Below are 18,485 nucleotides of genomic sequence, written 5' to 3'. Positions count from 1 at the left end.
TGTGCACTGCACACAACATGGCGGCAGCTTAGCATGGAGACGCGGTTGCCTCTCAATATACCAGTTTTGCGAGCCATTCGGCGCGGATGCACCCCGAGAATTCTTGCTTCGGCGGCCGTCAGGCCAAATGATTTCATCACCTTGTCGTCAGAATGCGATTTTCGGCGATATATACGCCACTTGGCATCTGGCGCAACCGACCGTTGAGCGTTATTGATTCGCTGGGACGTATAATGGGCTGCAGCCACGGAGAAACGCTATGCTCATCCACCGAATTGCTACTCTGACCGGCCTTGCGGTCGCGACGTTGTTCCTGGCCGCGCCAGCCAACGCGCTGACGATGGCCGAGTGCAGCACGAAGTATAACGCCGCCAAGGACGCGGGGACACTTGCCGGGGCGACCTGGAACCAGTTCCGCAAGGCACAGTGCGGCACCGACGCCGCGGCCACCACCGACACCAAGGCGGCCACGACCAAGGCTGCTGAAACCAAGCCGGCCGAAACCAAGCCGGCCAAGACCCCCAAGGCTGCCGCCGCAACCGCCGACAGCACGGCCAAGGGCCTGACCGCCAAGGAATGCAGCACCAAGTACCAGGCGGCCAAGGCCGCCGGCACGCTGAACGGCATGAAGTGGAACGACTTCCGCAAAACCGAATGCGCCGCTGGCGCATCCGCCGCCGCTGACACCACCAAGCCGGCGACCACCAAGGCTGCGACCACGACCGCCCCGGCCGCCGCTTCTGGCAAGGGCCTGAGCATGGCCGAATGCAGCACCAAATATCAGGCTGCCAAGACGGCGAACACGCTGAACGGCATGAAGTGGAACGACTTCCGCAAGAGCGAATGCGGCGCCAGCGCCTCTGACGATGATACCGTGCCGGCTCCGAGCGAGGCGACCTACACCAAGGAACCAGCAAAGCCGACTGCTGTGGCGCCAAAGGGCGTGACTTTCCCGACCGCCATCTCGCCGAAATTCGCCAGCGAGACCCCGGCCAAGGGCCGCATGCACACCTGCCTCGAACAGTACTACGCCAACAAGGACGCCAACACGCTTGGCGGCCTGAAGTGGATCCAGAAGGGCGGCGGCTTCTACAGCCTCTGCAATGCCAAGCTGAAGAGCTGATCGACCGCATCTGAAAAAACAAAGCCCGCGAGCCGCAAGGTTCGCGGGCTTTTTTTTGTTCGGCATTGGCCAGGCTCAACTCCCTTGCTTGGAGAGGAGCCCGACCAGACTTGAAAGATCGGCGTTGGCCATGCCAGCCGCCACACCGCGTCGCATAAGATTTTGCATCGGCAAGACGAGTTCGGTGCTGACATCAGCCGCTTTGCTGGCATCGACCAGATTGATATAGGCATCTGCCTGCATGCCCAGATTGGAAACGACATTCGCGGTGTGGTCGCCGCTGTCGATCTGTTGCGCCCATTTCGGCAATCCGCCTTGCATCGCCTGAAGCCACGATGTCAGCAGCGGCATGAATTCGCCGGCGGGGATTCCAGCCTTGCCCGTCAATGCCAATGCCTGCAGCACACCGGCGAACAACCCGTACATGCCGGCCAGGAGCGAGATGTCGTAGAGTGGCGCTAGACCGGCATCCTCGCCAAGATACTTGCTGGTGCCGAGCGCATCGAACCGGCCTGCATGGTCGTCGAACGCTTGCCTGGAGCCACTGTAGAGTATCAAGGCATTCTGCCCGCCGATCATCGGCGGCACCGCCATGATGCCGCCGTCGATATAGTCGGCACCGCATTGGGCGGCCCAGACGGACATCACTCGCGCCTGTTCGGGTGTGCCGTTGGTGAGATTGACCAATGTGCGTCCCGAAAGCGCGTCCCCTGCGGGACCGAGCACCTCATGGACCGTGTCGTAGACCAGAAGGCATGCCACGATCAGCGGGCTCGAGCTGACCGCCTCCTCGACATTCCTGGCCACTATGGCGCCCTTTGCCGCGACGAGCTCCGACTTTGCCGCTGAGCGGTTCCACACCGTCACCGCGTGCCCCTTATCAAGAAAGGCTTCGGCGAGCGCCGTGCCCATGGCACCGAGGCCGATTACAGCAATATCACTCATCCTGCTTTTCCTTTGTTCGCTTTGCCGGTCACGTCGGCAGAGGGCTCAGATCCTGGCCAAGGCCGCCATCCACGGTCAGCCGGGCACCCGTGGTGAAGGTCGCGTCGAAAGCCAGGAACAGCACCGCACGCGCCACCTCCTCGATCGTGCCGTGACGCTTCATCGGCGTGACCTTGTCGCCTATCCTGATGAAGGCCGCACGCTCCTCGGCGGAAGCGCTGGCCACACCCATTGTCGGTGTGTCGATGAAGCCGGGGCTGACCACATTCACGCGGATCCGGCGCGGCAGCAGTTCGGCGGCCAGCACCTTGGCGAAGGCGCGAAGTGCTGCCTTCGACCCGGAATAGACACTCATGCCGCCGGTGCCGGATTCGTCGGCGACGGACGAGGTGAAGACGATGGCGCCGCCATCCCTAATGAGGGGCAAGAGCCGCTGAACGGTGAAGAAGGCCCCCTTGGTATTGATGTTGAAGATGCGGTCGTAGCTGTCTTCGGTCACCTGCGGCACCGGCTCCAGATAGGCGATCCCGGCATTGACGTGCAGGAAATCGATCTGGCCGAGCTTCTGCCCGACCTCTGCGCCGAGTGTAACGATAGCGGCCATGTCGCCGATGTCGGACCGCAGCACATGGGCGCGCGAAAACAGCCTGGCGCGTGCGGCATCGATGTTGCGTTCGTCACGGCCGGTGACCAGCACCTCGGCGCCGCCCTCAACCAATGCCTCGGCGACAGCGAGCCCCATGCCGTGGGTTCCGCCGATCACCACAGCTTTGCTGTTTGCGTATCGTGTCATGATGCATCCTTTTGACAAAATCCTGCCCTCGACGGCCTTTGCAGGCCGAAGCGGGATACCGATATGGTGTTGTGGTGCTCGCCGGTGTTTGCGATCTGGTCCGAAGCTATGGGCCGACTTGGTTTTTCTCAAGTACCGACAAAAATGTAAGCCACCCACCGATTGCTCAGAATTGGATGAAACATGGGAAAGAAACAGCCAGATAGTTGCGGACTTGGACCCGCACTCGAGGTGATCGGCGGCAAATGGAAAGCGTTGCTGCTCTGGCAGATACACAAAGCGCCGGCGCGATTCGGCGAGCTGAAGCGCCTGGTGCCCGACATCAGCGAAAAAATGCTGATCCAGCAGCTGCGCGAAATGGCGGCGGACGGCATCGTCCATCGCCAGGTCTTCCCCGAAGTGCCGCCCAGGGTCGAATATTCGATCACCGACTTCGGCATCGAGCTGGACAATGCCCTGATCCCGCTCGCCAGATGGGGCAAGCAACATGCGGTGCGGACTGAAAGGCGTCCCGGCAAGGCAGATGCGCCCGCGCCGCACGCTTCATGACCAGCACGAATAAAAAACGCCGCGGCTTCAAACCGCGGCGTTTTTCTTGAAACCTGTAATCTAAGCTCAGCTGGACGGCTGCGGCTCCATGCCGCCTTCGGGCTCGGGGCCCTTCTTGCGGCGGCCGGACTTCGGCACGGCCGAGCCACGGCTCGGCGGCGTGTCGTCGCCAAGGTCGCGCGAGGGCTTCTGTCCGGCGATCAACTGCTTGATCTCCTCGCCGGACAACGTCTCGTATTCGAGCAGGCCTTGTGCCAGCGCGATCCATTCCTTCTTCTTCTTGGTCAGGATGGATTTAGCCGTCGAATAGGCTTCGTCGATCAGCCGGCGCACCTCGCCGTCGATGATCTGCGCGGTCTCTTCCGAGATGTTCTGCGTACGCGCCACCGAATGGCCGAGGAACACTTCCTCCTGGTTGTCGCCATAGGCGACATGGCCGAGCTTGTCGGAGAAGCCCCAGCGCGTGACCATGGCGCGCGCCAGCTTGGTCGCCTGCTCGATGTCGGAGGAAGCGCCGGACGTGATGTTCTCCTTGCCGAACTTGAACTCCTCGGCGACTCGGCCGCCCATCATGATGGCGAGGCGCGAGATCATGTATTTGTAGCTCATGGAGTAGCGGTCGCCTTCCGGCAACTGCATCACCATGCCGAGCGCGCGGCCGCGCGGGATGATGGTCGCCTTGTGCAGCGGATCTGCCGACGGCACGTTGAGCGCCAGGATGGCGTGGCCGGCCTCGTGATAGGCGGTCAGCTCCTTCTCGGCCTGGGTCATGGCCGACGAGCGGCGCTCGGCGCCCATCATGATCTTGTCCTTGGCGTCCTCGAACTCGGCCATGGTGACGAGGCGCTTGTTGCGCCGCGCCGCCATCAGCGCGGATTCGTTGACCAGGTTCATCAGGTCGGCGCCAGAGAAGCCGGGCGTACCACGAGCGACGACCTTAAGGTCGACATTGGGCGCCAGCGGCACGTTGCGCACATGCACCTTGAGGATCTTCTCGCGGCCGACGATGTCGGGGTTCGGCACCACCACCTGGCGGTCGAAACGGCCTGGTCTGAGCAATGCCGGATCGAGCACGTCGGGCCGGTTGGTGGCGGCGATCAGGATGATGCTTTCGTTGGACTCGAAGCCGTCCATCTCGACCAGCAGCTGGTTCAGCGTCTGCTCGCGCTCGTCATTGCCGCCGCCGAGGCCGGCGCCGCGATGGCGGCCAACGGCGTCGATTTCGTCGATGAAGATGATGCAGGGCGCATTCTTCTTGGCCTGGTCGAACATGTCGCGGACGCGGCTGGCGCCGACGCCGACGAACATCTCGACGAAGTCCGAGCCCGAAATGGTGAAGAACGGCACGTTGGCTTCGCCGGCGACCGAGCGGGCAAGCAGCGTCTTGCCGGTGCCGGGAGGGCCGACCAGCAGCACGCCGCGCGGAATCTTGCCGCCGAGGCGCTGGAATTTCTGCGGATCGCGTAGGAACTCGACGATCTCTTCGAGATCTTCCTTGGCCTCGTCGACGCCGGCGACGTCCTGGAAGGTGACGCGGCCATGCGCCTCGGTCAGGAGCTTGGCCTTGGACTTGCCGAAGCCCATGGCGCGCCCGGAGCCGGACTGCATCTGGCGCATGAAGAATATCCACACGCCGAGGATGAGGATCATCGGCAGCCACGAGATCAGGTAGCCGAACAGCGAATTGGAGCCGTCGGTCTCAGGCCGCGCATTGATGGTGACGTTCTTGTCCTGCAGCCGCGAGACCAGCTGCGGATCGCCGGGCGAATAGGTCTGGAAGCCGCTGGAGTTGTCGGTGTAGGTGCCGGTGATGCGGGCGCCCGCGATGGTCACCGTCTTGACCCGGCCGGCCGCGACATCCTGCAGGAACTGCGAATAAGGCACATCGCTCGAAGCCCCGCGCGTCTGCGGCGTCTGGAACAGATTGAAGAGGGCGATGAGCAGGACCGCTATGATCGCCCAGAGCGCGAGGTTGCGATAGTTCGGATTCATCAATTGTCCCGTTGGCGTCCGCGAGCGGACAGCATCATGAGAGGAAACTTGAGCCTAACATAGGGAGAGCGTCCCCCCTTGCCAAGCAGAACAGCATGTCTGGGTTAAGCTTTCGCCCAGCGTCAACCGGCACTGTGGCCACGCAATGGCAAGGCGGGAAGCGGCGCGGCGCCGATCAACCCGGCGACGGCGCGTGCCGGGGCCAGATCAAAGGACGGCAGGAAGCGGGCAAAGGGGCTAACGATCGGCGAGGCCGCAAACCTTTGCGGTGCGGGCCAATCAGGCGCCGGACCAGCTTTCCCGACGGCTTCCGGCAGGGCTGGTTCAGCCGCCAATGCCGCGCGCAACAGGCTGGGCGGGGTGTCGCCCCGGCCTACAGCCAGCCGCTTCGCCGCCGCTGCCCCGAATGGCGCGATCAACAATGCACCGTTGGCGTCGTTCAACGTGATTTGGCGGCGGTCATCCCAGATGGCCGCGTCGACCGCCGCCGCTGCCGCCGGCAAGCCCCGCATCTCTCGGTGCAGGAAGATGCCGGCGCGCCGGAAGTCGACCACCGTCCGCGACAATGTGGCGCAAAGAAACCCGGCCTTCAGCCGGGCGAACAACGCCTCGCTGCGAGCCAGGTCCGGCAGGAAGGCAATCCCGCCCGACGTTGCCAGGAGAATGCGCAGCGCGTAGACGGCCGCCCGATCGTCGCCGGCGCCGAGCAGGGCCGGATCGAGCCGGATGAGGCCCACTGCCGGCCGGCTGGCAAAGCGCTCGACCAGGCAGGCGGCCTCCGCGCCAAGACGCGTGCGGGCGCCGGCCTCCTTCGCGGCCAACGCCAGCGCGTCGTTCATGCGCTGTGCGCCAGCCTCCCCGGCAAGGATTGCGCGCATGCGCGGCCGCTCGAAGGCTTCATCGGCATTGGTCGGGTCCTCGGCCCAGCCGACCTGTTGGCGCCGCAGGAAATCGCGCAACGCATGGCGCCGCACCCCAAGAAGCGGTCGCACGATCCAGTCGCGCCAGTCATGCAAGGTGGCGGGTGCCATGCCGGCAAGGCCCCGTCCCTCGTCGCGGGCCGCATCATTGCGATCGAGCCGCATCAGCACCGTCTCGGCCTGGTCGTCGGATGTATGTCCGGTCACGATCAGGCCGATGCCTTCCGCCCGCGCGGCGCTGGCCAGCAGCCGATAGCGCGCCTCGCGCGCTGCCGCCGGGAGGCCGGTCGACGGTTTTTCTCCGGACCAGGCCAGGATACGGTGGTCGATGCCGCGCTCCGCGCAAAGCTTCGCCACGGCCAGTGCCTCATCAGCCGAACCCTGCCGCAAACCGTGGTCGACGGTTACAGCCAGCAGCCTGGCGGACGGTGCGGTTCGGTCGAGATGCTGTTTGAGAAGAAGAAGGAGCGCAGTCGAGTCGCTGCCGCCCGATACGGCCGCAACAGCGCCGTTGGTAAAATCGATATGCGAAAAAAGTCTCGTCGAAAAATCAGGCCCGGGGTCGAGCATCAATGCATGTCGCCCAAAAGCGGTCCCGGGTTTGGGACTGCGACATCCCTGGGAAAGATCAGCACGCAGCCAGTGCCTTCTCCTGCTTGACGCGTTCCTTGAGTGTGCTGGAAATATCGGGATAGCGCTTTCCGACCTCGCTGAAGGTGGCGCAGGCGACATCATGCTGCTTGAGGCCGACCAGCGACACGCCGAGCTTCAACAGCATGTCGGGCGCTTTCTTGGCTTTGGGATAGTCCTTGCTGGCGGCGAGGAAGACTTCCGCCGCATCGCGGTATTTCTGCTGGCCAAGCAGCGATTCGCCCAGCCAGTAATGTGCGTCCGCCGTCTTGGCGTCCTTGGGGAAGCGGGAGATGTGGTCGCGGAAACCCTGTTCGGCGGTGCCGTAGTCGCCCGACAGGATGAACTGGTAGGAGTTGCGGTAGAGCTCTTCGGGATTGTTGGTGGCGGGCAGCGCCGCGACCACCGTGCCGCCGGACTTGCCGGCCTTGGCAGGTGCGCCGTTGGCGGGTGCCGTGTCCTGTGCCGGTGCGGTTGCCTGCGTATTGCCGCCGGCATCGATCACATTGCCATTCTTGTCGACGGTGATGGACCCAAAGGTCTTTTCGGGCGCTCCCTTGCCGGGGATCACCTTGCCGGGGTCGCCGTCGGGTGATTCGACAATGACGTCCTCGACCGTCTTGCCGCTTGTGGATTGATCGCCGCCGGGCGCGGCCCCGGCATCAGCCGGCGCCTGGGTTGCCGGGGCCGAGGCCACGTCGGTGTTGGTTCCGGTGGTGGCGTCTGATTTCTTCTGCGCCGGCGGTTGTCCACCTTGCGAGCCGCCTTCCAGCTGCTGGAAGCGGAACTCGTTGTCTTCCTGTTGTTTGCGGATCTGCTCCTGCATTTGCAGGATCTGGAAATTGAGTTCCTCGACCTTGCCGGTCAGCTGCCGCAGCTGGTCCTCGAGCCCGGTCACGCCGGCGCCGCTCGACTGCGCGAGCTGGACCTGATCCTGCTTTTTCTTCTCACCGAAAAGGCTGGGCAACTCAAGTGTCGGCAGATGGAAGGAAAACCCGCTCTCGGTTGATTGCCCCGAACCGCTCGCCAAAGCGGTTACGCCTGATAGGAGCAGCAGCGCAAGCGTGCCGCTCAGAACCGATCTCAAATGCATGTGCCTCTCGCCGTCCAATCGTTAGCTTGTTCGCGCCTTCCAATCGATGTGAGACCAGCCAAGCGCCCTCGGCTCATAGCAGGGCGCGAGACTTCGGCCAAATTTTGTTTCGGGCCTCCGGATATGAAAAAGGCGGCCGGGAGGCCGCCTTTCGCAGAAGTGTGTTGTATTTTTGCCGATCAGGATCCAGCGCCGCTGAGCGTGGTGACGGCGCGGCGGTTCTGCGACCAGCAGGAGATGTCGTCGCATACCGCGACCGGACGTTCCTTGCCGTAGGAAATCGTCTTGAGGCGGCTGGCCGAAACACCCTTGGAAACCAGGAAGTCGCGAGTAGCGGCCGCACGGCGGGCACCGAGCGCCAGATTGTATTCGCGCGTGCCGCGTTCGTCGGCATGGCCTTCGACGACGATGGCATACTGCTTGTACTGGTTCAGCCACTGCGCCTGACGCGAAAGCGTCGTCTGCGCGTCGGCCCGGATCGAGGTCGAGTCCGTATCGAAGAAGATGCGGTCGCCGATGTTGACGGTGAAGTCCTGCGCAGAGCCGGGTGTTGCAGCACCCGCGCCATTGAGGCCAAGGTCAGCGGCGCTGTTCGGCGTCTTCTTCGAGGCGCAACCGGCGACGGCGAGCATCGCCACCAGCGCGATCATGACCGGGTTTCTGGTAAGTGCTGCGATACGGCCCATGCCGCCTCTCCTTCGTATTCGAGTGATTTCGTTGATCACCCAGTAACCACGTTTGGGTTAACCGGCATTCAAGAAACACGGTTAAAATTCGGTTTAAACTGCCCGTCCGCAGCCGTTTTGTCATGAGCCACAGTTGGCGCGGACCCTAGGCGGAAATGCGGCCAAAACGCGACGAAGGCGGGAAAAAGGGGCCGAAAACGGCCCCTTTTCAGCTTGTGTGGCAATTCAGTCGAACCTATTCCAGCAACGGCGACCAGGCCGGATCCGAAGCAAAATTCGATGTCGGGATCGGCTGTTCGTTGCGGCCGGTGAGATCGACGGAAACCAGTTTCGGGCCGCCATTGGAGTCACGGAAGAACATCAGCACGCGGCCGTTCGGGGCCCAGGTCGGGCCTTCCTGCTGGAAGCCGGACGACAGGATGCGCTCGCCAGAGCCGTCGGTCTTCATGACGCCGATCTGGAATTCGCCGCCGCTCTGCTTGGTGAAGGCGATGAGGTCGCCGCGCGGCGACCATACCGGCGTCGAATAGACGCCGTCGCCGAAGGAGATGCGGGTCTGGCCCGAGCCGTCGGCGCCCATGACGTAGATCTGCGCGCGGCCGCCACGGTCGGAGGTGAACACCACCTTGCTGCCGTCGGGCGAATAGGAGGGGGAGGTGTCGATGGCGGTGGAGTTGGTCAGCCGCGTCGTCGAACGGCTGCGCAGGTCCATGGCGAAGATGTTGGAATTGCCGTCGTCGCGCAGCAGGCTCATGATCACCTTCTGGCCGTCGGGCGAGAAGCGCGGCGCGAACGTCATGCCGGGAAAATTGCCGACCAGTTCGCGCTGCCCGGTCTCGATCTGCAGGAGATAGACCCGCGGCTGGCCGCTTTCATACGACATGTAGGTGATTTCCTGCCGGTTCGGCGAGAAGCGTGGCGTCAGCACGATCGACCGGCCATCCGAAAGGTAGCGGACGTTGGCGCCGTCCTGGTCCATGATGGCGAGGCGCTTCTTGCGCGCGTTCTTGGCGCCGGACTCGTCGATGAACACGACGCGCGTGTCGAAATAGCCCTTCTCCCCGGTCAGCCGCTCATAGATGGCATCGGCGATGATGTGGGCGACGCGGCGCTGATTGGCATCGTTGGCGAAGAACTGCTCGCCGGCCATCTGCTGTCCGGCAAAGGTGTCCCACAGCCGGTACTGGGCGCGGATACGGCCGTCGGCCTCCTTGCTGACGCTGCCGGTGACCAGCGCCTGCGCGTTGATTACCTTCCAGTCGTCGAAGCGGGGGGTTGCGTCCGGATTGGCGATCTTCTCGATGAAGGCGCTCTTGTCGATCGGCGCGAACAGGCCGGAGCGCTTGAGATCAGCGGTGACAATCTGGGAAATCTGGGCGCCAAGCGCATCACCGCCCTGGAAATCCGTGATGGCGATCGGCAGCGGCTCGACATTGCCCTTGTTGACGTTGAGTTCGACGAGCGCCAGCGCCGGCAGCGTGCCGGCAGCGGTCATGCCCATCGCCATCGCGGCAATCATCAGGAGCGGCTTGAGGATTGATTTCATGTCTTCTCGCTTCTCATACTGATTTTCGGATGTCAGGGCCTACAGGCCGAGCATCTCCCTTGGATCGAAGGTGACCCGGATGTCGTTCCAGATATCTTGCTTGCCGGCGGGAACCTGCAGGCCGGCCATGTCGCATTTCTGAACCGCGCGCACCGCACTCTCATCGAACTGCCTGTTGCCGCTCGATGTTTCAACGGAGGGACGGCCGTCGAGCTTGCCTGAGTTGTTCAGATTGAAACGGACGACGACGACGAAATTCTCCGAACCTTCAAGCCCGGCCGGCAAGGTCCAGCAACCGCCCAACTGGCTTTCCAGGGCGCCCTGCTCGGACTTCGACAGCTTCTGGCCTTGATTCTTGTCGCCACCGAGCGACGCCTGCTGGGTCGAGCGCTTGGCGCCGCCGCCGGACGGCTTCTGCTTGTCGAGCAGGGCCGAAATCTCATTGGCGTTGAACTGCTTGTCGTCGGACTTCGGCTTCGACGAGGCTTCCTTGACCGGCTTGTCGGCATCCTTGCGGTCAGGCGCCTTGGCGCTTTCGGCCTGTGCCGGCTGCGGCTTTGGCCGCGCTTCCGGCGCGGGCGCCGAATTCGGCAATTGGGTCTCTTCTGTGGGCGGGTCCTTGGCTATGGCCTCGGCGACGGCATCCGGCTTGACCTCAGGGGTCGGATCGATAGCAGCGGTCTTGTCCTGCGGCGGCGGTGTCGGCGCCGGCTTGGCCGGCGTCGGCTTGGGCTCCGTCTTCTTGACCGGCTCGGGCTTGACCTCTTCCTTGGGCGTCGGCGCTGGCGCCACTTCCGTCGCCGGAATGGGCTTGGGCTTTTCCTGCGGCTTCGGCACGTCTTCGGTCTTCGGGATTTCCTTCGGGGTTGGCGCTGGCGCCGGGGCCGACGTCGTGTCGACGGGGTTCGGCTTGGCTTCCGGCGTTATCGGCTTGTCGGTGTCGACGCTGTTTTCGCCCACTTTCTGCGCATCCGGCACGACGTCGGGACGCTGCGTCGGCAACGGCGCCGGCTTTTCATGCATCACGGCCTTCTTGTCGCCCTGTAGCGTCTGCGCAATGGCTTCCATCGGCACGATATCGACCGCAACCGACTCCACGTCGGCCGACGGAAGCGCGGCCGGCGCCGACAGGGTGAACAAGCCGAAGGCCAGCACCGCCGTGTGCAGGATCACCGATGTGGTGAGGCCGGTCCTCATCGTGCGTCTATTGATCCTGTTCCTGCAGTGAAACCAGGCCGATGTTCTTGTAACCAGCGGCCGAGATGCGAGCCATGACCTTCATGGCCGTGCCATAGTCGGTCGATTTGTCGCCACGAATGAAGATACGCTCTTCATAACCGGTCTTCGAGATCGCCTGCAGTTTGGCCACCAGTTCCTCGATCGGAATCTCGGTTTCCTGCAGGAATATCTTGCCGGTCGCATCGATCGAGACGGTGATCGGCTGGGTGTCGGCATTCATCGCCTTGGCCTGCGTGTCCGGCAGGTCGATCGGCACGCCGACCGTCAGCATCGGCGCGGCGACCATGAAGATGATCAAAAGCACGAGCATGACGTCGACCATCGGCGTGACGTTGATTTCCGACATCAGCGCATGGTGGCGGCCGCGCCGCCGGTGGCCGCGCCCGCCGCGCCCTCCCATGCCTACGGACATACCCATCTCGTTACTCCTCAGGCCTTAGGCGCGACTTTTTCATCGATTTGGCGCGAGAGTATGGCGGAGAACTCATCGGAGAACCCCTCCATGCGCACAGCGATCTTGCTCGCATCCGATGACAGCTTGTTATAGGCGATGACAGCCGGAATAGCGGCGAGCAGGCCGATGGCCGTCGCCAGCAGCGCTTCGGCGATACCGGGCGCGACCACCGCGAGGCTGGTGTTCTTGGAGCCGGCGATGGCCTGGAACGACGTCATGATGCCGATGACGGTGCCGAACAGGCCGATGAAAGGTGCTGCCGATCCGGTCGTGGCAAGGAAGCCGAGGCGTCCCTCCAGCTTCTCCATCTCGCGAGTCAGCGCCAGGTCCATGGCCTTGTCGATGCGGGTCTGCAGGCCGAGCGGCGACTTGGCGCCTTTCTCGAAACTCTTCTTCCATTCACGCATGGCGGCGACGAAAATGGCGCCCATGCCTGTCGTCTTGCGGTCGGCGAGCGTGCGGTAGAGTTCCTCCAGCGACTGCCCGGACCAGAAAACCTGCTCGAAGCGGTTCAGCGCCAGCCGCATGCGGCCATAGGCAACCAGTTTGTCGACGATGATCGCCCAGGTCCATACCGAGGCGCAAAGCAGCCCGATCATGACCAGCTTGACCACCCAGCTGGCCTGCATGAACAAGGCCCAAATCGACAATTGCGCGCCCGGTTCGGCGAGTGCGATATTTTCCATCGTTACGTCCTTAAGATTTTCCGGGCGAAGCTGGCGGCTGGCCCATGGCATCCCTTGTGGTCGGTTCGCACGAAGCTACCGGACACCCCAAACCGTGCCGTTAGCGGCCTTTTCGGGGCAAATATTGGTGAAAGGAAGGCGCTGGATAACGCCAATCTTCGCCAATCTCTTCATGAACCGTTATGGTTAAGGATGGGTTAGTCTGTCAGGCGCGGCGCATTGCCGCGCCCGGGCATCGCAGGCCGGCATCACCTGAATATCAGCGTACCCGAGGCATGAAGGCCGCGACCCATTCCCTGGGGAAGCGCCTCGGCCGGCCGTTCTCGCCGATGATCGCCGCCTCGACCTTGGCCTCGACCAGCACCTCGTCGCCGCGCTTGAGCTGCTGCGCCATGAAGATGCGCGCGCCTGAGATGTCCCGCGTGCGGGTGTCGACGGTCAGTATGTCGTCGATGCGGGCGGGGATGCGGAAGTCGATCTCCATGCGGCGTACCACCCATACGATCTTCTCGCCATGCTTGCCGTCGGCGAGTTCGGTATGATGCACGCCGGTGAGCCTGAGATAATCGGAGCGGCCGCGCTCGAGGAATTCGAGATAGCGCGCGTGATAGACGACGCCTGAGAAATCGGTATCGGCATAATAGACCCGCGCCATCAGCCGGTGGCCGAACTCGGTCAGCGCGCCGGAAAGCCCAGCCAGCAATGCCGCGGATTCACCATGATCGCCCATTGCGCTTTCCTTTTGGATGCCGACGCGGCAGGTATTTTTGGCGCATGAACCCGATGGCACTGTTGACGGCGCGGATCAAGACCCGTGCTGGCGTCGTCGAAGCGTTCAATGGCGAGAAGGCCGAGCCGGACGTGAAGGACGCAATCCGAAGCCTACCCTGAAGTGCCGGTCAGCCGAGGTCGATCTGCAGGATTTCCGGACGCATGCCCAAGCGGATGGGCAAATTGCTGAAGCCGAGCCCGCCCGAGACGATCAGGTTGCGGTCGTTCTCGATGACATGGCCATAGGCGTAGCGATTGCCGAACTGCGACGGCACGATAGGCGAATAGCCGAACAGCCGCACCTGCCCGCCATGGGTGTGTCCCGCTAGCGTCAGCGACACGCGCGACGGCACTTTTGGAAAAATGTCTGGTTCGTGCGCCAGCAGGATGACAGGCGCGGGGTCGCTGATTTTAGCCAGCGTGCCGTCGAGATCGTCCAATCGCCTGGGACGCTCGTGCTTCTTTTTCCGCAACAGCGCCAACTGATCGGCGAGGCCGGCGATCCATACGCCATGTCCATCCTTTTCCAGACGCACGACGTCGTTCTCCAGAACCGGGATGCCGACCTTCTCCAATGCCTTGCGCGCGATCGTCGGACCAACTCCGGCACGCTGCGCGAAGCCATCGGCCCACCAGTCGTGATTGCCGAGGATCGACAGCACGCCGAGCGGTGCCTTGAGGCCCGATAGGGCGCCAGCCCATTCCGGCGGCGTCACCCTTTGCGACAACAGGCGAATGCCGGCGATGTAGTCGCCGAGCAGCACGATCAGGTCCGGCTGCAGAGCATTCGCCTCTTCGGCAAGCGAAGCGATCCGCTCCGGCGTCATCCACGGCCGGCAGGCGTGGATGTCGGCAAGCGCGACGACGCGAAGCTTCAATCCGGCGGGCCAATGCGGTGGCGTGAGCGCATAGCGCTTCACATGCGTCAGCAGCATCGGTTCGATGCCGACGGCGTAGGCACTGAACGAGGCGACCGACAGGAATGACCCGCCGATGAAGCGCAGGAACCCGCGTCTGGTTATCATTGAGTGACTCCGGCACCTCATTTCGGCATGCGCTGACGCCTGTCCCCCCAAAAGCGATCTCGATTTGGGAGGACGACGTGCAAGAGGCAGCGAGCCCGATACAATCCAAGAATACGCCTGCAAGCCGGCGAAGATGAGGAGAATTTGCGCAGGTCCGTTCACTGATGCTTGATCGGCGTGAAAGCCGCGGCGGGCTACTCTTCCTGGAACAAATTGATCTGCTGCTGCGCCAGATCCTTCGGCGCATCGAGGCCGAGATGGCGCCAGGCATTGGCGGTCAGCATGCGTCCGCGCGGCGTGCGCTGGATGAAGCCCTGCTGGATCAGATAGGGTTCGATGATGTCCTCGATGGCGTCGCGCGGCTCGGACAGGCCCGCCGCGATCGTCTCGATACCCACCGGCCCGCCGCCGAAATTGCGCGCGATCATGCTGAGATAGCGGCGGTCGAGCGCGTCGAGGCCAAGCGCGTCGACTTCGAGCCGGGTCAAGGCTTCGTCGGCGATCAGGCGGTCGACATGGCCGTCGCCGGCAACCGAGGCGAAATCGCGCACCCGCCGCAACAGCCGGCCGGCAATGCGCGGCGTGCCGCGCGCGCGCCGTGCGATCTCGAGCGCACCGTCATTGCCGAGCGGCATCTGCAGGATGCGAGCGCCGCGCCGCACGATCTGCTCCAACTCCTCGACGGTGTAGAAATTGAGCCGCACCGGAATGCCGAAGCGGTCGCGCAACGGATTGGTGAGCAGACCGAGCCGCGTGGTGGCTGCCACCAGGGTGAAGCGCGCGAGGTCGATCTTGACCGAGCGCGCCGCCGGTCCCTCGCCGATGATCAGGTCGAGCTGGAAATCCTCCATCGCCGGATAGAGGATTTCCTCCACCGCCGGGTTGAGCCTGTGGATCTCGTCGATGAACAGCACATCGCCTTCTTCGAGATTTGTCAGCAGTGCCGCGAGATCGCCTGCCTTGGCGATGACCGGCCCGGAGGTCGAGCGGAAATTGACGCCGAGCTCACGCGCCATGATCTGCGCCAGCGTCGTCTTGCCCAGCCCCGGCGGTCCCACGAACAGCACATGATCGAGCGCCTCCTTGCGGCCCATGGCAGCCTCGATGAAGACTTTGAGGTTTGCCCGCACCGCCGCCTGACCGACGAAATCGTCGAGCGTCTGCGGCCGCAACGTCTGCTCGGCGTCCTCGCCACGCTTTTCCGGTGCAATGAGACGGGGGGAAAGACTCATGGGTCCTTCCTTGCACAGGGTAGCGCCTCGGACAAGCGATGGCTCACCGCGCCAGTTCCCTCAGCCCGAAGCGGATGAGTTTCGACGCATCGGCGCCCTCGCCCGCCGTCTTCAGCGCCGCCGACACCGCATTGGCGGCGGTGTCACGCGAATAGCCGAGGTTGACCAGGGCCGAGACCGCGTCGGTGATCGGCGCCGGCGCTACGCCTTCGCCGAGTTCCTGCTTGAGCCCGATGGTGCCGGTGGCTGTGCCTGCATAGGCCGGCGCCTTGGCCTTCAATTCGGTGACGATGCGCTCGGCCACCTTCTTGCCGACGCCAGGGGCGCGGGAAACCATGGCGATGTCGCGCAGTGCAATGGCATTGGCGAGGTCGGCCGGCGCCAGCGTCGACAGGATGGCCAGCGCCACCTTGGCGCCGACACCCGGCACGTTGCTCATCAGCAACCGAAACCATTCGCGCTCGAGCTGCGACTGGAAACCGTAGAGCCGCAGCATGTCCTCGCGGACATAGGTCTCGATGAACAGCACCACCGCTTCGCCGGGCGAAGGCAGTGCCGCCAGCGTGCGGGTCGAGCAGTAGGCGACATAGCCGACGCCGTGGATATCGACGAGACAATGGTCTTCGTCGACCTCGTCGAGCGTGCCCTTGAGCTTGCCGATCATCCCCAACAGCCTCTCATGATGCCAATACTGCCAGCCGATAGGCCGCACTCTGCCGGTGATGCGCGTGGCAAATCGCGATGGCCAGCGCGTCGGCGGCGTGTTCGGTGTCGAAGATCGCCTTCGGCAGCAGCACCTTCACCATCATGTGGATCTGCTTCTTGTCACCGTGGCCGACGCCGATCACCGCCTTCTTCACCGCGTTGGGCGCATATTCGGCGACGACGAGGCCCGCCCGCGCCGGGACCAGCATGGCGATGCCGCGCGCCTGGCCGAGCTTCAGCGTCGCAACGGCGTCCTTGTTGACGAAGGTCTGTTCGACGGCGGCCTCATGCGGCATGGCCTGATGCAGGACTTCGGCAAGCCCATCATGCAGTTGACAGAGCCGCGTCGCCAGCGCTGCCTTGTCCTCGGAGCGCACGGTACCCGAAGCGACAAAACGCAAGGAATTGCCGAGGCTCTCGACAATGCCCCAGCCGGTGCGCCTGAGCCCCGGATCGATACCGATGATGCGAATCGCGTCCCCCATCCGGTGACTTTACCCCCGGCGGACAGCGATGCCAGCGAAATGTGAACAAACCAGAAACAACCCTTGCCAATTCAAGGGGAGCGATTGCGGGATCGCTTAATTGCGGGCGAACGCCGTGTTGAGCAGGCTGATCTGGTCCGAAACCGGATTGGGCCGGCGGGCCACGGGCTGCATGTCGACCACCGCGCCGGCGCCGTAGATCTCTTCATCCATGCGGCGCACCAATGCCTGCAGGCGCAGCGATCGGTTAACGAGGTCGAGGAAATCGTTTGGCAGTTCGGCCCAGCCGGCCGCTTCGTCATGGGCGGAAGCGGTATCGAGACGCACCTTGGACTTTTCCGAGGCGACCTGGTCGCGGGTCATCTCGCCGGAATTCGCCGCGCGCTGCAAAAGCAGCCACGAGGCAACCTGCATCAGCCTCGTGGTCAGTCGCATCGATTCGGCCGCGTAGAGCGTGGCCGCCAGCCGCGACAGTTTCTTGGCCTCGGCCCGGCCCTTGCCGTCGAGATACTCCGCCGCCTGTTCGACCAGCCCCATGCCTTCCTGGTAAAGCGGCTTGAAGGAGTGCGAAAAAACCCGGCGCTCCGCCAGCTTCACGGTTTTCGCAATGCCCTTCGAAGGCTCGTTCATTGATAATGCCCCTGCACTCGCAACCGGCCGATTCGGCTCTCTGCCGATACACCCGGGACGCTATATAACTGAAGCTTGAAAATGCGCTTCGTCCGGGGTGAAGGCAAGCACATGTTTAACAGAAGGTTAACGGGGAACCGCTGCGCGGAATGCCGCCGGAATGCGGACAAAAAAAGAGCCGCGGATAAGGCGGCTCTCAGGAGTTTAACAGGGAGGCGTCAAACAAAGTGGCTCCAACCACTCGGTAAGAATCCAGATCACTGGATGGACATAGTAAACGCCTGTAAAGCTTAATGAACCCTTAACATCCCTGATATTTTTTAACCCGACACCGTGCTCCTGTGCCGTAACAGCACAGCCGCACAGGCCCGGTTTCAACCTTCCCTCAGGTCTTTTTCCACACCACTGGCAAGGCAATGAAGGCAAACAGCAGAATGCCTGCGTAGAAGCCGATTGAGGATATCCCCAGCAACGGCTCGATCCCCGGATTTCCGGCAAGCAGTATATAAAGGCCGATCATGAGCCCGATGCCGCTGATTGCCGTCAGCCAGAAATGGACCAGGGCCAGCGTCTTTTGCCCGGCTGCCGGAAACAGGTGGTAAAAGAACGCGAAGACCGCCGACATCAGCCAGCCCGCCACCATAGTGTGGGCGTGGGTCGGCATCTGGCCGTGATCTTCGCTGATGGCCATGTGGATGCCGAGTGCCATGCCGCACAGCGCATAGATGATCGCCAGCGTGAAGAAATTCCGTGCTGTCCCTTGCATATTAGTCCCCCGAATTGCCTTTTCCCAAGCTGGGAATGAGTTGATCGCCAGGCGAGCGCTGTCGCCGCCGGACTTCCAGCGTCGGCACTAGCATCGGCACTGTTTCCGGACGATGTCGCCCCCCGACGCTCCCGACATGAGGCCTTTGCACGGGAGCCGATATTTGGCGCACGTGATGCATGGGCGTTTTTTGAAAGGCGATCGGGCCGCCTTGG

19 protein-coding genes are annotated in these 18,485 nt (G+C 63.2%); 2 read left to right on the top strand and 17 right to left on the bottom strand.

Features of this window, described 5'->3' with window-relative positions:
- Positions 1-259: 259 nt before the first annotated feature.
- Positions 260-1,123 carry a hypothetical protein gene (locus FJ434_RS25490; RefSeq protein WP_140752015.1) on the top strand — a complete coding sequence of 288 codons (864 nt, stop codon included), beginning with the start codon at positions 260-262 and terminating at the stop codon, positions 1,121-1,123.
- A gap of 75 nt (positions 1,124-1,198) precedes the next feature.
- On the opposite strand, the gene FJ434_RS25485 is transcribed toward FJ434_RS25490, so the two are convergent.
- Both FJ434_RS25485 and FJ434_RS25480 read right to left on the bottom strand, forming a co-directional pair.
- A complete protein-coding gene (locus FJ434_RS25485) occupies positions 1,199-2,068 on the bottom strand; it encodes an NAD(P)-binding domain-containing protein (RefSeq protein WP_140752013.1) in 870 nt (289 codons plus the stop codon).
- Between the two features lie 28 nt (positions 2,069-2,096).
- Entirely contained in the window at positions 2,097-2,861 is a 765-nt protein-coding gene (locus FJ434_RS25480; protein WP_140752011.1) for an SDR family oxidoreductase, read from the bottom strand.
- A 231-nt stretch (positions 2,862-3,092) separates the two neighbouring features.
- Between FJ434_RS25480 and FJ434_RS25475 the strand changes: the two genes are divergently transcribed.
- On the top strand, positions 3,093-3,410 hold the full coding sequence (locus FJ434_RS25475) for a winged helix-turn-helix transcriptional regulator (protein ID WP_348640984.1): 318 nt from the start codon (positions 3,093-3,095) through the stop codon (positions 3,408-3,410).
- 66 nt (positions 3,411-3,476) lie between these two features.
- Here FJ434_RS25475 and ftsH read toward each other — a convergent pair whose 3' ends face one another.
- The 15 genes from ftsH to FJ434_RS25400 form a co-directional block, all read right to left on the bottom strand.
- Positions 3,477-5,402: an ATP-dependent zinc metalloprotease FtsH gene (ftsH, locus tag FJ434_RS25470; RefSeq protein WP_027141803.1), complete on the bottom strand. Its 1,926-nt coding sequence runs from the start codon at positions 5,400-5,402 to the stop codon at positions 3,477-3,479.
- 122 nt (positions 5,403-5,524) lie between these two features.
- A complete protein-coding gene (tilS, locus tag FJ434_RS25465) occupies positions 5,525-6,892 on the bottom strand; it encodes a tRNA lysidine(34) synthetase TilS (protein ID WP_140752063.1) in 1,368 nt (455 codons plus the stop codon).
- A 58-nt stretch (positions 6,893-6,950) separates the two neighbouring features.
- Complete coding sequence (gene ybgF, locus FJ434_RS25460; RefSeq protein ID WP_140752009.1) at positions 6,951-8,045, bottom strand: tol-pal system protein YbgF; 1,095 nt, start codon at positions 8,043-8,045, stop codon at positions 6,951-6,953.
- 179 nt (positions 8,046-8,224) lie between these two features.
- On the bottom strand, positions 8,225-8,731 hold the full coding sequence (gene pal, locus FJ434_RS25455) for a peptidoglycan-associated lipoprotein Pal (RefSeq protein WP_027141800.1): 507 nt from the start codon (positions 8,729-8,731) through the stop codon (positions 8,225-8,227).
- A gap of 235 nt (positions 8,732-8,966) precedes the next feature.
- The gene (tolB, locus tag FJ434_RS25450; RefSeq protein WP_027141799.1) at positions 8,967-10,277 is read right to left on the bottom strand and encodes a Tol-Pal system beta propeller repeat protein TolB; all 1,311 of its coding nucleotides are present in this window, start codon (positions 10,275-10,277) and stop codon (positions 8,967-8,969) included.
- A gap of 39 nt (positions 10,278-10,316) precedes the next feature.
- The gene (locus FJ434_RS25445) at positions 10,317-11,474 is read right to left on the bottom strand and encodes a TonB family protein (RefSeq protein WP_140752007.1); all 1,158 of its coding nucleotides are present in this window, start codon (positions 11,472-11,474) and stop codon (positions 10,317-10,319) included.
- 7 nt (positions 11,475-11,481) lie between these two features.
- Positions 11,482-11,934 (bottom strand): protein TolR, encoded by a 453-nt coding sequence (tolR, locus tag FJ434_RS25440; RefSeq protein WP_027141797.1) that lies wholly within the window; start codon positions 11,932-11,934, stop codon positions 11,482-11,484.
- 11 nt (positions 11,935-11,945) lie between these two features.
- On the bottom strand, positions 11,946-12,656 hold the full coding sequence (gene tolQ, locus FJ434_RS25435) for a protein TolQ (RefSeq protein ID WP_015315267.1): 711 nt from the start codon (positions 12,654-12,656) through the stop codon (positions 11,946-11,948).
- A 259-nt stretch (positions 12,657-12,915) separates the two neighbouring features.
- Positions 12,916-13,386 carry a tol-pal system-associated acyl-CoA thioesterase gene (gene ybgC, locus FJ434_RS25430; protein WP_140508965.1) on the bottom strand — a complete coding sequence of 157 codons (471 nt, stop codon included), beginning with the start codon at positions 13,384-13,386 and terminating at the stop codon, positions 12,916-12,918.
- Positions 13,387-13,555: 169 nt separating this feature from the next.
- Complete coding sequence (locus tag FJ434_RS25425) at positions 13,556-14,452, bottom strand: metallophosphoesterase (RefSeq protein ID WP_140752005.1); 897 nt, start codon at positions 14,450-14,452, stop codon at positions 13,556-13,558.
- A 194-nt stretch (positions 14,453-14,646) separates the two neighbouring features.
- Complete coding sequence (gene ruvB, locus FJ434_RS25420; protein ID WP_140752003.1) at positions 14,647-15,684, bottom strand: Holliday junction branch migration DNA helicase RuvB; 1,038 nt, start codon at positions 15,682-15,684, stop codon at positions 14,647-14,649.
- Positions 15,685-15,727: 43 nt separating this feature from the next.
- Positions 15,728-16,348: a Holliday junction branch migration protein RuvA gene (ruvA, locus tag FJ434_RS25415; RefSeq protein WP_140508964.1), complete on the bottom strand. Its 621-nt coding sequence runs from the start codon at positions 16,346-16,348 to the stop codon at positions 15,728-15,730.
- A gap of 13 nt (positions 16,349-16,361) precedes the next feature.
- The gene (gene ruvC / locus FJ434_RS25410) at positions 16,362-16,874 is read right to left on the bottom strand and encodes a crossover junction endodeoxyribonuclease RuvC (protein WP_027141790.1); all 513 of its coding nucleotides are present in this window, start codon (positions 16,872-16,874) and stop codon (positions 16,362-16,364) included.
- 96 nt (positions 16,875-16,970) lie between these two features.
- A complete protein-coding gene (locus FJ434_RS25405) occupies positions 16,971-17,504 on the bottom strand; it encodes a DUF1465 family protein (RefSeq protein ID WP_027141789.1) in 534 nt (177 codons plus the stop codon).
- Between the two features lie 385 nt (positions 17,505-17,889).
- Positions 17,890-18,270, bottom strand: a complete 381-nt coding sequence (locus tag FJ434_RS25400) for a cbb3-type cytochrome c oxidase subunit I (RefSeq protein ID WP_140752001.1) — start codon at positions 18,268-18,270, stop codon at positions 17,890-17,892.
- Positions 18,271-18,485: the final 215 nt, after the last annotated feature.

The sequence above is a fragment of the Mesorhizobium sp. B2-5-13 genome (genome assembly GCF_006440535.1).
In the GTDB taxonomy this organism is placed as follows: Bacteria; Pseudomonadota; Alphaproteobacteria; order Rhizobiales; family Rhizobiaceae; genus Mesorhizobium; species Mesorhizobium salmacidum.
This window is presented reverse-complemented; position numbering and strand designations above follow the sequence as displayed.

Coding starts and splice junctions, on each gene's coding strand:
- FJ434_RS25490 (WP_140752015.1), top strand. CDS start 260: ATGCTCATCCACCGAATTGCTACTCTGACCGGCCTTGCGGTCGCGACG.
- FJ434_RS25485 (WP_140752013.1), bottom strand. CDS start 2,068: ATGAGTGATATTGCTGTAATCGGCCTCGGTGCCATGGGCACGGCGCTC.
- FJ434_RS25480 (WP_140752011.1), bottom strand. CDS start 2,861: ATGACACGATACGCAAACAGCAAAGCTGTGGTGATCGGCGGAACCCAC.
- ftsH (WP_027141803.1), bottom strand. CDS start 5,402: ATGAATCCGAACTATCGCAACCTCGCGCTCTGGGCGATCATAGCGGTC.
- tilS (WP_140752063.1), bottom strand. CDS start 6,892: ATGCTCGACCCCGGGCCTGATTTTTCGACGAGACTTTTTTCGCATATC.
- ybgF (WP_140752009.1), bottom strand. CDS start 8,045: ATGCATTTGAGATCGGTTCTGAGCGGCACGCTTGCGCTGCTGCTCCTA.
- pal (WP_027141800.1), bottom strand. CDS start 8,731: ATGGGCCGTATCGCAGCACTTACCAGAAACCCGGTCATGATCGCGCTG.
- tolB (WP_027141799.1), bottom strand. CDS start 10,277: ATGAAATCAATCCTCAAGCCGCTCCTGATGATTGCCGCGATGGCGATG.
- FJ434_RS25445 (WP_140752007.1), bottom strand. CDS start 11,474: ATGAGGACCGGCCTCACCACATCGGTGATCCTGCACACGGCGGTGCTG.
- tolR (WP_027141797.1), bottom strand. CDS start 11,934: ATGGGTATGTCCGTAGGCATGGGAGGGCGCGGCGGGCGCGGCCACCGG.
- tolQ (WP_015315267.1), bottom strand. CDS start 12,656: ATGGAAAATATCGCACTCGCCGAACCGGGCGCGCAATTGTCGATTTGG.
- ybgC (WP_140508965.1), bottom strand. CDS start 13,386: ATGGGCGATCATGGTGAATCCGCGGCATTGCTGGCTGGGCTTTCCGGC.
- FJ434_RS25425 (WP_140752005.1), bottom strand. CDS start 14,452: ATGATAACCAGACGCGGGTTCCTGCGCTTCATCGGCGGGTCATTCCTG.
- ruvB (WP_140752003.1), bottom strand. CDS start 15,684: ATGAGTCTTTCCCCCCGTCTCATTGCACCGGAAAAGCGTGGCGAGGAC.
- ruvA (WP_140508964.1), bottom strand. CDS start 16,348: ATGATCGGCAAGCTCAAGGGCACGCTCGACGAGGTCGACGAAGACCAT.
- ruvC (WP_027141790.1), bottom strand. CDS start 16,874: ATGGGGGACGCGATTCGCATCATCGGTATCGATCCGGGGCTCAGGCGC.
- FJ434_RS25405 (WP_027141789.1), bottom strand. CDS start 17,504: ATGAACGAGCCTTCGAAGGGCATTGCGAAAACCGTGAAGCTGGCGGAG.
- FJ434_RS25400 (WP_140752001.1), bottom strand. CDS start 18,270: ATGCAAGGGACAGCACGGAATTTCTTCACGCTGGCGATCATCTATGCG.